At 58.5% G+C, this 14075-nt stretch carries 13 protein-coding genes; 2 read left to right on the top strand and 11 right to left on the bottom strand.

Going from position 1 to position 14075, the window contains the following annotated elements:
* Positions 1-379 precede the first annotated feature (379 nt).
* The 5 genes from VMV64_RS00455 to recO all read right to left on the bottom strand — a co-directional run bounded on the left by VMV64_RS00455 (position 380) and on the right by recO (position 5858).
* Positions 380-2800, bottom strand: a complete 2421-nt coding sequence (locus VMV64_RS00455; RefSeq protein WP_325327974.1) for an ATP-binding protein — start codon at positions 2798-2800, stop codon at positions 380-382.
* A 131-nt stretch (positions 2801-2931) separates the two neighbouring features.
* Entirely contained in the window at positions 2932-4020 is a 1089-nt protein-coding gene (gene nagZ / locus VMV64_RS00450; protein WP_325327973.1) for a beta-N-acetylhexosaminidase, read from the bottom strand.
* 16 nt (positions 4021-4036) lie between these two features.
* Complete coding sequence (gene acpS / locus VMV64_RS00445; RefSeq protein WP_325327972.1) at positions 4037-4414, bottom strand: holo-ACP synthase; 378 nt, start codon at positions 4412-4414, stop codon at positions 4037-4039.
* Positions 4411-5136: a pyridoxine 5'-phosphate synthase gene (gene pdxJ / locus VMV64_RS00440; protein WP_325327971.1), complete on the bottom strand. Its 726-nt coding sequence runs from the start codon at positions 5134-5136 to the stop codon at positions 4411-4413. Before pdxJ ends, acpS begins: the two co-directional genes overlap by 4 nt.
* Positions 5133-5858, bottom strand: coding sequence for a DNA repair protein RecO (gene recO / locus VMV64_RS00435; RefSeq protein WP_325327970.1), 726 nt, complete (start codon positions 5856-5858; stop codon positions 5133-5135). Before recO ends, pdxJ begins: the two co-directional genes overlap by 4 nt.
* A gap of 250 nt (positions 5859-6108) precedes the next feature.
* Between recO and VMV64_RS00430 the strand changes: the two genes are divergently transcribed.
* Positions 6109-7353, top strand: coding sequence for a nitronate monooxygenase (locus VMV64_RS00430; RefSeq protein WP_325327969.1), 1245 nt, complete (start codon positions 6109-6111; stop codon positions 7351-7353).
* 40 nt (positions 7354-7393) lie between these two features.
* Positions 7394-7663 carry a hypothetical protein gene (locus tag VMV64_RS00425; RefSeq protein ID WP_325327968.1) on the top strand — a complete coding sequence of 90 codons (270 nt, stop codon included), beginning with the start codon at positions 7394-7396 and terminating at the stop codon, positions 7661-7663.
* Between the two features lie 102 nt (positions 7664-7765).
* On the opposite strand, the gene VMV64_RS00420 is transcribed toward VMV64_RS00425, so the two are convergent.
* From VMV64_RS00420 to lepA, 6 genes are all read right to left on the bottom strand, one after another.
* Complete coding sequence (locus VMV64_RS00420) at positions 7766-9106, bottom strand: DEAD/DEAH box helicase (protein ID WP_325327967.1); 1341 nt, start codon at positions 9104-9106, stop codon at positions 7766-7768.
* 179 nt (positions 9107-9285) lie between these two features.
* The gene (gene era, locus VMV64_RS00415) at positions 9286-10167 is read right to left on the bottom strand and encodes a GTPase Era (protein WP_325327966.1); all 882 of its coding nucleotides are present in this window, start codon (positions 10165-10167) and stop codon (positions 9286-9288) included.
* A 106-nt stretch (positions 10168-10273) separates the two neighbouring features.
* Complete coding sequence (rnc, locus tag VMV64_RS00410) at positions 10274-10948, bottom strand: ribonuclease III (protein WP_325327965.1); 675 nt, start codon at positions 10946-10948, stop codon at positions 10274-10276.
* A 9-nt stretch (positions 10949-10957) separates the two neighbouring features.
* On the bottom strand, positions 10958-11323 hold the full coding sequence (locus tag VMV64_RS00405) for a DUF4845 domain-containing protein (protein WP_325327964.1): 366 nt from the start codon (positions 11321-11323) through the stop codon (positions 10958-10960).
* A 10-nt stretch (positions 11324-11333) separates the two neighbouring features.
* Positions 11334-12137 carry a signal peptidase I gene (lepB, locus tag VMV64_RS00400; protein ID WP_325327963.1) on the bottom strand — a complete coding sequence of 268 codons (804 nt, stop codon included), beginning with the start codon at positions 12135-12137 and terminating at the stop codon, positions 11334-11336.
* 81 nt (positions 12138-12218) lie between these two features.
* Entirely contained in the window at positions 12219-14012 is a 1794-nt protein-coding gene (gene lepA / locus VMV64_RS00395) for a translation elongation factor 4 (protein WP_325327962.1), read from the bottom strand.
* Positions 14013-14075: the final 63 nt, after the last annotated feature.

The following is a 14075-nucleotide window of genomic DNA, read 5'->3' as shown; positions in this document are numbered from 1 at the left end:
TCTATCTTGAGATTATCGTTCGGATTTCGGATTAAGCTCAAAGCCGTCTAACCGCACCAAGCCAAACGCGCATGAGTCGAAACATTTAAGATCTTGGCCTCTTCACTTCCGGCCCAGGGAGACAAACTCGCGGCGCAAATCTACTGTACTAACCTCGTTCCACGGCATGGCTACCTCCTGATGACTTCATAATTTAAAGTCAAATAGTGTTACCCATGTCGCCGAACAAGTGTTACCTATGTCTCCGCTCTGTACAGAATAGTTAAATAATTAGTTCTCATCCGGAAACGCTATCCCCTCTCCCCAACCCTCCCCCATCAAGGGGGAAGGAGAAGCAGGTGTTTCCGAATGAGAATTAATTTAAGAAACAGTCTGATCATCAGCGCAATAGCTTACGCCCCGCCTTGGGGTGTTCCGGCACATGACAGGCACGGCGGAAAAGCTGTAGATTTTTCTGGGCGTGGCCCAGCACGCTGCCATGAGGATAGCTGCCCGCCTCGTTCGCCATGCCGGCGGGGAGGCCGGTAAGCAGTTCGATGCCCTCGTTCGCATGCTCTGCAGTATAAATATGGAAAAGCCCCTTGGCGACGGCGTCCACGACCTTGCTCCCCAGCATCAGGTGGCGCCGGTTACGGTGGGGAATCAGCACCCCCTGGCTACCGTCCAGTCCGGCAGTTTCGCAAATACGGAAATAGCCCTCGATTTTTTCATTGATTCCGCCCACCGGCAGCACTTCGCCGTGCTGGTTGACCGCGCCAGTGACAGCGATGCCCTGCCGGAGCGGCTGGCCAGACAAGGACGAGAGCAGTGCATAAAGCTCGGCGCAGGAGGCGGAATCCCCTTCCACGCCATGGTATTCCTGCTCGAAGACGATAGAGGCATTGAGGGAAAGTGGCGCGATATGCGCAAATAATGCAGCCAGATAGTTTTGCAGAATGAATACGCCCTTGTCGTGAATCGGGCCGGACAATTCCACCTCGCGCTCGATATTCAACAGACCGTCCTCGCCGGCAAAGGTGCGGGCCGTTATCCGCACCGGAAAGCCGAAACGGTAGTCGCCCAAATCGACTTGGGTCAGGCCGTTGATCTGGCCGATCTTCCCGCCCCGCAGCTCGATCATGATCTCGCCTTCGGCAATGGACTCGCGCAGGCGCTGGTCAGGGTAATCGTGCCGCCAGATGCGCGCCTGCAGGGCCGCATCGACGTCTGCCGCCTCGACCAGGCCATCCTTGCGGGCGCGGCAGAGTGCAGCGCTTTCCATCACCAGCGCCTCGGCGCGGCCGAATATCGCGCTCTGACGCGTCTGATCTTCGACCTCGCGGTGCGCATCCTCCAGAAGGCGCGCCACCGCGGCTGCGGAGAAGTGGGGCAGCCCCAACTGGCGGCAGGCATGGGCGACAAAAACCGACGAGGCGCGCCGGGTCTCCTCGCTGGCGGAAAAACTCTCGGCAAAATCCACCTTCACCCGGAAGCGGCGAGCGAATTCCGGGTCCGCCTCCTGCAGCTCGTAATACTGCTCGCGCGAACCGATCAAAACGATCTTGACCTCGACATCCACCGCCTCAGGCTCAAGAGAAACCGCCGCAATCGGCGTGAATGCCGTGCCCGGCTCCTCGATCTGCAACCTGCCGCTGCGCAGGAAGCGCCGCAGCTTTTCCCACACCAGTTCATCGGCCAGCAAATCGCGCAGGTACAGCATGAGAAATCCGCCGTGCGCCCGCAGCAGGCTGCCAGCGCGGATGCGGGTAAAATCCGTCACCAGCACATCGTTCTCCGACTGATACTCGATGCTGCCGAACAACGCGCGGAACAGCGGATTGTCCTCGACAATCACCGGTGCGCCCGAAAGGCCGCCATTGTCCACCACCAGGTTGACCCGGTAGCGGGACAGTGCCCTTTCCTGGCTCTCCTGCCGGCTTTCCTCATCGTCATCGTCAGCCTGGAACAGCCCCAGGTTGTCGAGCACGTCATGGGCCATGTCGTCCAGCCAGGCATTCAGCTTGGCGGCATCCTTGATCTGCTTCTTCAGCCCGGCCCGAATTTCCTGCAACCCATGATCCAGCAGCGGCTTCACCACTTGGCGGCGCAGCGCCGCCAGCGCCTCATTCATCACCCGCTCCAGCGGCCGGGTTTTCTCGAAATAAAGGGTGATCTCGGCGCGCAGTTCCTGCTCTGCCTGCTCGACCGCCGCCCGGCGTTCCTTCGGCAGGGAAAGCACCTCATCCTCGACCAGCGGCTGTCCCGCCTCGCCCAGCAGGGTGAACACCATCCGCCCGGCCTCGCGGTGGATGCTGAAATTGCGCGCCTCGGCAAAGGCGGAGAGTTCGGCAAAAGCCTTGGCCTCCTCATCCTTGAAGGCTTTTTCGATGTGCGCGCTTTCGGTCTTGAAATCCTGTCCCGCCAACTGCTGCGGGATTTCCGTCACCAGGGATTTTGCCATCTGCTGCAGGAGCTGGCGCAGCTGGCGCCCCTGCCCGGCCGGCAGGCGCAGCGCCAGCGGCCTTTCAGGGGTATCGAAGTTGTGCAGATAGCACAGGTCCGGCGGCACCAAGCGCTCGACGGCAACCACCTGCATCGCCTGCCTGAGCAGGGAAGTGCGGCCGCTGCCGACCTCGCCCAGCACGAACAGGTTGTAGTCCGGCTGGTCCATCCCCAAGCCGAAACGGGTGGCCGTTTCGGCGCGTTCCTGGCCAATCCAGGGCAATGGCAGGTTGAGCAGTTCGGAAGTATCGGAGAAACCCAATGAATCTGGGGCTATGGTCAGGCGAAGATCAGCGGGCGTCAGATTTGAAATTGGCATTTGCTAACCACAGAGACACAGAGGCACAGAAGAATCTTGCATCCTGACCCGAATTGCTCGCAACGCCGCAATCATCAGGAATCTTCCTTGATTTTCTCCGTGTCTCTGTGCCTCTGTAGTGAAGTTTCTGGTTATTTGTTTCCGCTAATTGCGCACTGATTCGGCTCGCCGGCCTGCAACGCCAAATCGCCGCTCCTCCCGCCGATACTGCCGACGGCATGCATCGCTGCCACATAATGCTTGTCCTCGTGCAACCTGTCCCAGCTTTCCGGGTGCGGCCGACCGTGCATACGAATCAGGCGCGCCATTCCCAGTGCCGGCATTTCCCATTTCAGACCGGCCAGCAGTTCGTCGGCGCTGTCCGGCTTGTTGCACACCAGCACCATGTCGCAGCCCGCCTGCAAGGCGGCTTCGGCACGCTGCACCACGCCGCCTGCCATGCTGGCACCTTCCATGGAAAGATCATCGCTGAAAATCACGCCATCGAAGCCCAGTTCCTTGCGCAGGATGTCCTTCAGCCAGATTTTGGAAAATCCCGCCGGCAGCTTGTCTACCTTGGGATAAATCACATGCGCCGGCATCATCCCGGCCAAGCCGAAATCGATCATCTGCTTGAACGGGATCAGGTCATCCATCTCGATGTCAGCATAGTCGCGCTCATCCACCGGGATTTCCAGATGGGAATCGGCACGCACGAAGCCATGGCCGGGAAAATGCTTGCCCACCGCAGCCATGCCGCCCTGCTTCAGGCCCAGCATCAGGCTATGCGCAAGAACGGCAATGGCCTGCGGGTCACGATGGAAGGCGCGGTCGCCGATCACTCCGCTGTGTTCAAAATCGATGTCCAGCACGGGCGTGAAGCTGAAATCCACGCCACTGGCGCGCAGCTCCGCCGCCAGCACCCAACCGGTCTGGTGCGCCAGGGTCTTGGCGCGGTTCGGATGTTCGTTCCAGATATGCCCCAACTCGCGCATCGGCGGCAGGCGGGTAAAGCCATCGCGGAAACGCTGCACCCGGCCGCCCTCATGGTCCACGGCAATCAGCAGATGCGGGTTGCGCAAGGCATGAATTTCGGCGGTCAGCCGGGAAAGCTGTGCCTGCGAAGTGTAATTCCTGCCGAACAGGATCACCCCGCCGACCAGTGGGTGTTTCAGTCTTTTCCTGTCCTCGTCAGTCAATTCGGTGCCGAGAACATCGAGCATTACCGGGCCAAGAGTCATTTTTAATTTCTTTAGATTATTGTTCCAGGACGGAAAACGCCACCACCATCTCCACCTCGTCACTGATCGACAGGTGATGGCCGCAAATATTGCGCTGCGCCAGAACTTGCGCCAGCTCTGGCTCCAGCCCGAATCCCGGTCGGCCAAGCGCATCGTGCGTTACGTGGATGTTGTGCCAGGTTGCCGGATGGCGCATCCCCGTGCCCAGCGCCTTGACGAAGGCTTCCTTGGCCGCAAAGCGTTTGGCGAGAAAACGGGCGCGGTGGGTGCTGGTCGCAAAATCGTCCCATTCCACCGCTGCCAGAATACGCCGCGCAAACCGGTCGCCGTGACGGTTCAGGGCTTGCTCGATACGCCCTACCGCAATGATGTCGGTGCCAATCCCGTAAATCATCTGGCGGCGGCCACCATCAGCGCTTTCATTTCCGCCACCGCCCGCTCCCAGCCCACGAACAATGCCTGCGCCACGATGGCATGACCGATGTTGAGCTCGTAAATGCCGGGGATGGCGGCGATTTTCTGCACGTTGTGGTAGTGCAAGCCGTGGCCCGCATTCATCCGCAGGCCGAGCTTCATGCCGTATTCAACCGCCGCTCGGATGCGCGCAAGTTCCGCTGCCTGCGTCGCCTCTGTTTCGGCATCGGCAAAGTGGCCGGTATGAATTTCCACCACTGGCGCACCCGCTTCCCTGGCCGCATCGAGCTGCGCCTTTTCCGGCGCAACGAACAGCGAAACGCGAATGCCGGCATCGCCCAGCGCAGCGCAGGCCTGTTTGATGCGCTCGAAATGGGCAACCACGTCGAGTCCGCCTTCGGTGGTCCGCTCCTCGCGCTTCTCCGGCACCAGACAGACATCCTGCGGTTTCAGGCGCAGAGCGATTCCCACCATCTCGTCCGTCACCGCCATTTCCAGATTCATTCGGGTCTGCAAGGCTGCACGCAGGATTTCCACGTCCTCGTCCTGGATGTGGCGGCGGTCTTCGCGTAAGTGCAGGGTAATCGAATCCGCACCGGCCGATTCCGCCATCAGCGCCGCCTGGATCGGGCTGGGATAGCGTGTTCCGCGCGCCTGCCGAAGCGTGGCGACGTGGTCGATGTTGACCCCCAAATGAATCATAGTGCCTGTAAGTCCTTTAATATCTGGCGGGTGTGCAAGGTATCCTCGCCGAGATAATGATTGATCAGCGCCCGCATCAACGCCTTGCTTTGCTGCAGGGTGACCGGATCGCCGTAATCGTCGACGACCATGTCCAGCAGCGTCTTCCCCTGCAATTCTACACCGTTTTGGCCGGTTTTTTGCCTCACCGGGCCACGCTCGAAAACGTAGCGGTAATTCACATCCGGCTCAATTGCCGCTCCGGAATCAGCATCATGGCCGAGCGTCAGGGCGTAACCCAGTTCCTTCAGCAGATTCATTTCGAAGCGCCGCAGCACGGCGGCATAATCCGTGCGCCGCGCGAGTTCCTGCAAGGTTTCCTGGTAATAAAGGAACAACTGCTCGTGCGGGTCGTCGCGGTGCAGCAGCTTGAGCAGCAGCTCGTTCAGGTAAAAACCACAGATCAGCGCCGTGCCCTGCAACAGCGGCTGCCCACCCTGCCATTCGGCGCTGTGCAGGGTGCGCAGCTCGGCCTTGCCGAACCAGCTCAATGAAAGCGGCTGGAAAGAAAGCAACAGTCCGCGCACGGCCGATTTCGGTCGGCGCGCCCCGCGCGCCATCAGCGGCAGACGGCCGAAATCACGGCTGAACACCTCGACGATCAGGCTGGTTTCGCGATAGGGATAGGTATGCAGGACGTACGCGGGTTGATCACCCTGCCTGGCATTATGTTCTCGTGCCATACCCTCAAATAATATCTAACAAATCAATAGCGTTCATTTTTAACTACGTGAATTATACGGTGTAGAATGCAGGCCCATCCATTATTTTCGGCCTCCAGTTTCCCCGCAAGACAAAATATTGCCGCACGGAAAATAGTTATCTACCCTCCTGGAGGTGGTAAAATCATTTAATTTAGGCTAAATCATATGGCGGCGGCATGCGCTTATATTAAAGCCAGTTATAACTATTGACGTTAGTCCGAGGGTAGCAATGAAATGTGTGGATGATTTTCGCCTGCAATTCGGCAAGCAGGAACTGGTGCCGATCATTATTGGCGGAATGGGTGTGGATATTTCGACGGCAGAGCTTGCACTCGAGGCCGCGCGCCTGGGCGGCATCGGCCACATTTCAGATGCCATGCTGCCGACGGTGACCGACCGCCGCTACGAAACGCACTTCATCAAAGAAAAACTCAAGCAGTACAAATACAACATCGACAATTCCGACAAGTCGGCGGTGAAGTTCGACCTCGGCCAGATTGCCGAGGCCACCCGCCTGCACGTGAGCAAGACCATGGAAGCCAAGCGCGGCGAAGGCATGATCTTCATCAACTGCATGGAAAAACTGACCATGAACGCGCCGCGCGAAACGCTGCGCGTACGCCTGCGCACGGCGCTGGATGCCGGGATTGACGGCATCACGCTGAGCGCAGGGCTGCACCTCGGTTCGTTCGCTCTGATGGAGGACCATCCCCGCTTTCGCGATGCCAGACTCGGCATCATTGTCTCCTCGCTGCGGGCGCTGCAGATATTCCTGCGCAAAACCGCAAAACTCAATCGGCTACCGGATTTCATCGTGGTTGAGGGGCCTCTGGCCGGCGGACATCTTGGCTTCGACATGGATTGGGCGAAATACGATCTGCGCACGATCATGGCTGAAATCCTGCAATATTTGCAGACCGAGAAATTGAATATTCCGCTGATTGCGGCCGGCGGAATTTTCACCGGCAGCGACGCCGTGTCCTTCCTCGAAAACGGCGCAGCGGCGGTGCAAGTGGCAACACGCTTTACCGCGGTGCACGAGTGCGGCCTGCCGGAGAAGGTGATTCAGGAGTACATCAAGGCAACGGAGGACGACATCGAGGTCAACACCATTTCACCCACGGGCTATCCGATGCGGATGCTCAAGAACAGCCCGGCGATCGGCTCGGGCATCCGTCCTGGCTGCGAATCTTACGGCTACCTGCTCGATGCCTCCGGGAATTGCGCCTACATCGATGCCTACAATCACGAAGTGGCCCTCCACCCGAAGGCAAAGAAAATCTCGGTGATGGAGAAGACCTGCCTTTGCACCCACATGCGCAACTTCAACTGCTGGACCTGCGGCCATTACACCTATCGGCTCAAGGACACCACACGACGCCTGCCGGACGGCAGTTACCAGATACTCAGTGCGGAGCACGTGTTCCGCGACTATCAGTTCAGCGTCGACCAGAAGATCGCATTGCCGGATTAAAGCGTAGGGCGCAACCTCTCTACTCAACAAGGAAATGGCCGTGAAAAGAACTGATCTGGAAAAACATATCGGCTTGAAAATAAAGAGCCAAATCAACCGACCCGGCACTGCCGGACGCATCGGCCAAGAGGCTGCCGTTGCCGTGGACCGGCGCGAACAACGCAAACTCGATCAGGCGCTCGGCCTGGTGCCGTTTGCTGTCAAATTGAACGGTGAACTGGTGAAGCAGATCCAGTCACTGGCGCAAGAACGCCAGGTAGGACTGAACGAAATGGTAGCGGAGTTACTGCAAAAAGGCTTGAACAGCTGAGCGAATTTAGCGTGCAAAGATAGTCAGACGCTTTCATTAAAGACTTAAGGGGCCAAGTCCTGCATGCATGAAAATGCAGGACTTGGCCCCTTCGGCTTTTAATCAGCGATGGCGTCCGCCAGAACGGTGCAGCGGCGGCGTCCGTGGTGTAGCCACATTGCCATTTGCCTCTCTGGTCGGCGCTGCTCCCCGGCCCTGTGAGGGCGCCCTGGGCGCGGAAGAACGGCCTCTCGGCTGACCACCGCGACCGCCCGGTGTTGACCCGCGTCCGTTCTGGATCGGCTCGGGCTTGGCATTCCGGTCCGGCTCGAAGCCCGGCACCACTTCCTCGGGCAACTCCCGCTTCAGCAATCTTTCGATATCCGCCAGCAACTTGTACTCATCGACGCACACCAGCGACACGGCTTCGCCCGACGCGCCCGCGCGACCGGTGCGGCCGATGCGGTGAACGTAATCCTCCGGCACGTTGGGCAGCTCGAAGTTGACCACATGCGGCAGGTCGACGACATCGATGCCGCGGGCGGCGATGTCGGTCGCCACCAGCACCCGCAGGCTACCGTCCTTGAACTCGCTCAGTGCGCGAGTCCGCGCCGACTGGCTCTTGTTGCCATGGATCGCCAGCGCCGGGATGCCGCCCTTGACCAAATGCTCGGCCAGCTGGTTGGCGCCGTGCTTAGTGCGGGTAAACACCAGCACCTGCGACCAGTCGTGCTGCTTGATGAGTTGAGTGAGCAAGGCGCGTTTCTTGTCGCGGTCCACTGGGTAAACCTTGTGCGACACATTGTCGGCAGTGGCGTTGCGGCGCGCCACCTCGATCATCGCGGGCTTGTTCAGCAAGCTGTCGGCCAGCGCCTTGATCTCGTCGGAGAAGGTGGCGGAGAACAGCAGGTTCTGCCGCTGCCTGGGCAACAGCGCGAGGATTTTCTTGATGTCGCGGATAAAGCCCATGTCCAGCATGCGGTCGGCTTCGTCCAGCACCAGGATTTCGACGTGAGATAGATCGACGGTTTTCTGCTGTACGTGGTCCAGCAATCGTCCCGGCGTGGCAACCAGGATATCCACGCGACTCCTGAGTTTGGTGATTTGCGGATTGATGTTGACCCCGCCGATCATGGTCATGGAATTCAGTTTCAGGTGCTTGCCGTACTCGCGCACGCTCTCCTCCACCTGAGCCGCGAGTTCGCGGGTAGGAATCAGGATCAGCGCCCGAATCGGCGGACGACCGCTGGAGGGGCCTTTGACGCTGGTGTCGGAAAGCCGGTGCAGGATGGGCAGAACGAAGCCGGCGGTCTTGCCAGTGCCGGTCTGTGCGCCGGCAAGCAGGTCGCCGCCCGACATCACGGCGGGGATCGCCTGCATCTGGATGGGGGTGGGAACGGTGTAGCCGCGTTCAGTGACGGCACGAACAATTTCATCGGACAGGCCGAGGGAAGCAAAGGACATGGTGACTCCAGGAATAACATCGGCCTGTCGCCGTTTATCGGCGCCAGTCTTAGACAGATGAGGGGGTTTTTACAAGCCCGAATGGGCAGCGGCGCGATGACTGGATGCGTACGCCGCAGGCGCGCATTATAGCAGAGTGGAGGCAGTTGCGCCGTTTAACCGTAAGGATAGGAGGGAGGCTACTCGTAGCCCAGACTTTTCACCGCCCGTTCGTCGTCGGCCCAGCCGCTTTTCACCTTGACCCAGACTTCGAGGTAAACCTTGAGACCGAACAGTTCTTCCATGTCCTTGCGGGCCTGGGTGCCGATTTCCTTGAGCTTTTCGCCTTTCTTTCCAATCAGGATCGGCTTCTGGCTATCCCTGTCGACGATGATGGCAGCGTAAACGCGGCGTAGGTCGCCTTCGGTTTCGAACTTCTCGATCTCGACGCTGATGGAATAGGGAATCTCGTCGCCCAGAAGGCGGAAAACTTTTTCGCGCACGATTTCGGCGGCGAGAAAACGCTCGCTGCGGTCGGTAATTTCGTCCTCGCCATAGATCGGCTCGCCTTCCTGCAAATGGCGGCGGATCTCCTGCACCAGTTCAGGCAACTGCGCGTCGCGCTTGGCGCTGACAGGAATGATGGCGGCGAAGGGAAACGAGGCGGACACTTTCTCAATAAACGGCAGCAATGTTGACTTGTCACTCACCTTGTCGATCTTGTTGATCACCAGCACCACGGGTTGATTGCGCGGCAGCAGGGCCAGCACCTTTTCGTCGCGGGCGTCGAAGCGCATCGCTTCGATCACGAACAGCGCCACATCCACATCCGACAGGGATTGCGTCACAGTGCGGTTCATCACGCGATTCAGCACATTCTGGTGCTGCATCTGGAAGCCCGGCGTATCCACGAAAACATACTGCGCATCGGCATCGGTGCGAATGCCGACAATGCGGTGCCGGGTGGTCTGCGCCTTGCGGGAGGTGATGCTGATTTTCTGCCCGATCAAATGATTGAGCAGTGTGGACTTGCCCACATTCGGGCGGCCGACGATGGCGATGTAACCGGTGCGAAATTCCATGCTAGTCTCTTTATTAAGTCGTGAGGAGTTAGGGATTAGGAGTGAGGAGTGAGGAGTGAGGTCAAAAGCAACGCCGTCACCGGTTTTACTCCTCACACCTCACTCTTCACCCCTCACTATTCAATATTTGCATGACACTGCCGGCAGCCTGCTGCTCTGCGCTACGGCGGCTGACCCCTCCGCCACAGGCGCGCACGCCCAGATCAGGAATGGCACACTCGACTTCGAAGTGCTGCTCGTGGGCTTCGCCGCTGATCGACAGCACGGTGTAATTGGGCAAAGGCAGCTTGCGGCCCTGCAAATATTCCTGCAGCAGGGTTTTCGGGTCCTTGCCCAAGGTCTTAGGGTCGAGGCCCTTCATCAGTGGTTCGAATAGGCGCGCAATCATTTGTTCTGCGCTGGTAAAGCCGCCATCGAGGTAGACCGCGCCGATTATCGCTTCCAGCGTGTCGGCGAGGATGGATGGGCGGCGAAAACCACCGCTTTTCAACTCCCCTTCCCCCAACTTCAGGTAATCGCCCAAATTCAGGGAGGAGGCGATTTCAGAGAGCGTCTGCTCCTTCACCAGATGGGCGCGCATCCGGCTCAAATCGCCTTCCTGCACGCGCGTATGGAGATGATAAAGATGCGTGGCGATGGCGCAACTCAGCACGCTGTCACCGAGAAACTCCAGCCGCTCGTTGTGCGGCATGCCGAAACTGCGGTGGGTCAGTGCCCTGCGTAGCAGCGCCGGGTCCTTGAACTCATGGCCAATCCGCCGAACCAGTGCTTCAGTACCCATGCAGATGAGTTACTCGTGCTGCGCGGAGGATGAGGCCGTGAAGTCCATGTAGGCGCTGATGTTGGCCACGACCGGCACCTTGACGGAATATTCCACGGTCACTACCGATTGATTCCCTTCACGGCTAACGGTCAGGTCTTCCGGCTTGACGTTTTTGACGTCATCGACGTCGGCGCGCTTGAAGAAGGAATTCTGTATTTCCTTGGGAGACATAGTCTTTAGGTCGCCGCTGGTCGCCATGCTGTTGAGGATCTTTTTCACCGACATGAATTCAATATAGGCAGGCACCAGCTTTGCCGCCAGGATTAACCCTGACCCCACCAGACCCGCAATAAACAGCATTCCCACCACCGTGGCGCCCTGTTGCTTTTTCATGCCTCCCTCCTTAATCAATTGATTTCCCGATACGCTTGAGATCGTCGAAGTTCCACCAGATCATGAAAGCCTTGCCGACAATGTTGCGGTCCGGGACAAAACCCCAGTAGCGGCTGTCGTTGCTATCGTCACGGTTGTCGCCCATCATGAAGTAGTGGCCTTGCGGCACCGTACAGGTAAAGCCCTCATCATTGTAAGCGCAATTTTCGCGGTTGGAAAACTGCCGCACGTCGCCCAAGCGGACAGTAGGCGCATCAGGCTGAGCCAGCGTCTGGTGGTTGTGCGCCCCCAGTTGTTCGCGGTACAGGTTGGCGTTCACGAAATTCAGGCCGCTTTTGACGTAGCTGTAGCCGCCCAGACTTTCGATTTTAAGCGGCTTGCCGTTGATGGAGAGTTGCTTGTTACGATAGCTGATTTTATCCCCCGGTACGCCGACCACACGCTTGATATAATCCAGCGAGGGATCTTCCGGGTAACGGAAAACCATCACGTCGCCGTTCTTCGGCTGGTTGATCTCGAGGATCTTCTGGTTGGCCACCGGCAAACGGATGCCATAAGCGTATTTGTTCACCAGGATAAAGTCGCCCACCAGCAGCGTCGGCATCATCGAACCGGACGGAATCTTGAACGGCTCGACCAGGAAAGAGCGCAGGAGGAAGACCACCAGGATGACCGGGAAAAAGCTCTTGGAGTATTCGACCAGCAGCGGCTCTTTGGCACCCGCCGCGCGACGCGGCTTAAGAGCGTAAATCTCGAATAGCCAGATGACTCCAGTAACGACCAGCGCGATCAACATGATTAACGGAAAATTCATTCGATACCCTTTTTGGTGATGGGTAATGAGTAATGGGTGAGGCAAAACCACCTTCCATCACTCATTACCCATGACTCATCACTATTTATTGTCCACCTGCAAAATTGCCAAAAAGGCTTCCTGCGGAATTTCCACATTGCCGACCTGTTTCATGCGCTTCTTGCCCGCCTTCTGCTTTTCCAGCAACTTGCGCTTGCGGCTGATGTCGCCGCCGTAGCATTTCGCCAGAACGTTCTTGCGCAGTGCCTTGACGTTTTCGCGCGCGATGATTTGAGCACCGATAGCCGCCTGGATCGCTACGTCGAACATCTGGCGCGGAATCAGCTCGCGCATCTTGGCCGCCACTTCGCGGCCGCGGTACTGGCTGTTAGCTCGATGAACGATCACCGACAGGGCATCCACCTTGTCGCCGTTGATCAGAATATCCACTTTCACCAGATCGGAAGTACGGAATTCCAGGAACTCGTAATCCATTGAGGCATAGCCGCGCGATACCGATTTCAACTTGTCGAAGAAGTCCATCACCACTTCATTCATCGGCATCTCGTAAGTCAGCATCACCTGCCGCCCCATGTACTGCATGTTCTTCTGCACGCCGCGTTTCTGGTTGCACAGCGTCATCACTGCGCCAACATAATCCTGCGGCGCCAGAATGGTGGTGGTGATGATCGGCTCGCGGATTTCCTCTATCTTGGATAGCTCAGGCAGCTTGGCGGGGTTCTCGATTTCCAGCACCTCGCCGCCGCGCATCACCACCTCGTACACCACCGTCGGCGCGGTGGTGATGAGGTCCATATCGTATTCGCGCTCCAATCGCTCCTGCACGATCTCCATGTGCAGCAGTCCGAGGAAACCGCAGCGGAATCCGAAGCCCAGCGCCTGGGAGACTTCCGGCTCATAGTGTAGCGAGGCATCATTGAGCTTGAGTTTTTCCAGCGCATCACGCAGGGCTTCGTACTCATGAGATTCCACCGGATACAGCCCGGCAAAAACCTGCGGCTTGATTTCCTTGAAACCCGGCAGCGCCTCGCTGGCGCGCTTCCCGGCCAGGGTCACGGTATCGCCGACCTTGGCCGCCTTGAGTTCCTTGATGCCGGCGATGACAAAACCCACCTCGCCCGCCGCCAGTTGTGTCCGGGGCTGTGATTTAGGGGTGAACACACCGACCTGTTCGCACAGGTGTTCCGTGCCGCCGGCCATCAGCAGGATTTTATCCTTGGGTTTCAGTACGCCGTCCACCACGCGCACCAACATCACCACACCGACATAGTTATCGAACCAGGAGTCGATGATCAACGCTTTCAAGGGGCCATCCGGGTTGCCCCTGGGTGCCGGTATGCGGGCGATGACTGCCTCCAGCACGTCCTGCACGCCCAGACCGGTCTTGGCCGAGCAGAGAACCGCGTGACTGGCATCAATGCCGATGATGTCCTCAATTTCCTTGATCACCCGTTCAGGCTCGGCGCTGGGCAGATCGATCTTGTTGAGTACCGCTACGACCTCTACCCCCTGCTCAATGGCGGTATAGCAGTTCGCCACGCTCTGCGCCTCCACGCCCTGCGAAGCGTCCACCACCAGCAGCGCCCCCTCACAAGCAGAGAGCGAGCGACTGACTTCATAGGAGAAATCAACGTGGCCGGGGGTGTCGATCAAGTTGAACTGGTAAACCTGCCCATCGAGGGCCTTGTACGTTAGCGCAGCGGTCTGTGCCTTGATGGTGATGCCGCGCTCGCGCTCGATGTCCATCGAATCCAGTACTTGCGCCTCCATCTCTCGATCAGAAAGGCCGCCACATAGATGGATGATACGGTCGGCCAGGGTGGATTTGCCGTGGTCGATATGAGCGATAATGGAAAAATTGCGGATGTGCTTCAACCTAGAAACCTCAGTTGGACGGGGTGGAGTGTGCGGTTTTTGTGGTGCAGGGCAAGGCGCAAC

The organism is Sulfuricella sp., from assembly GCF_035531155.1.
GTDB lineage: Bacteria > Pseudomonadota > Gammaproteobacteria > Burkholderiales > Sulfuricellaceae > Sulfuricella.
This window is presented reverse-complemented; position numbering and strand designations above follow the sequence as displayed.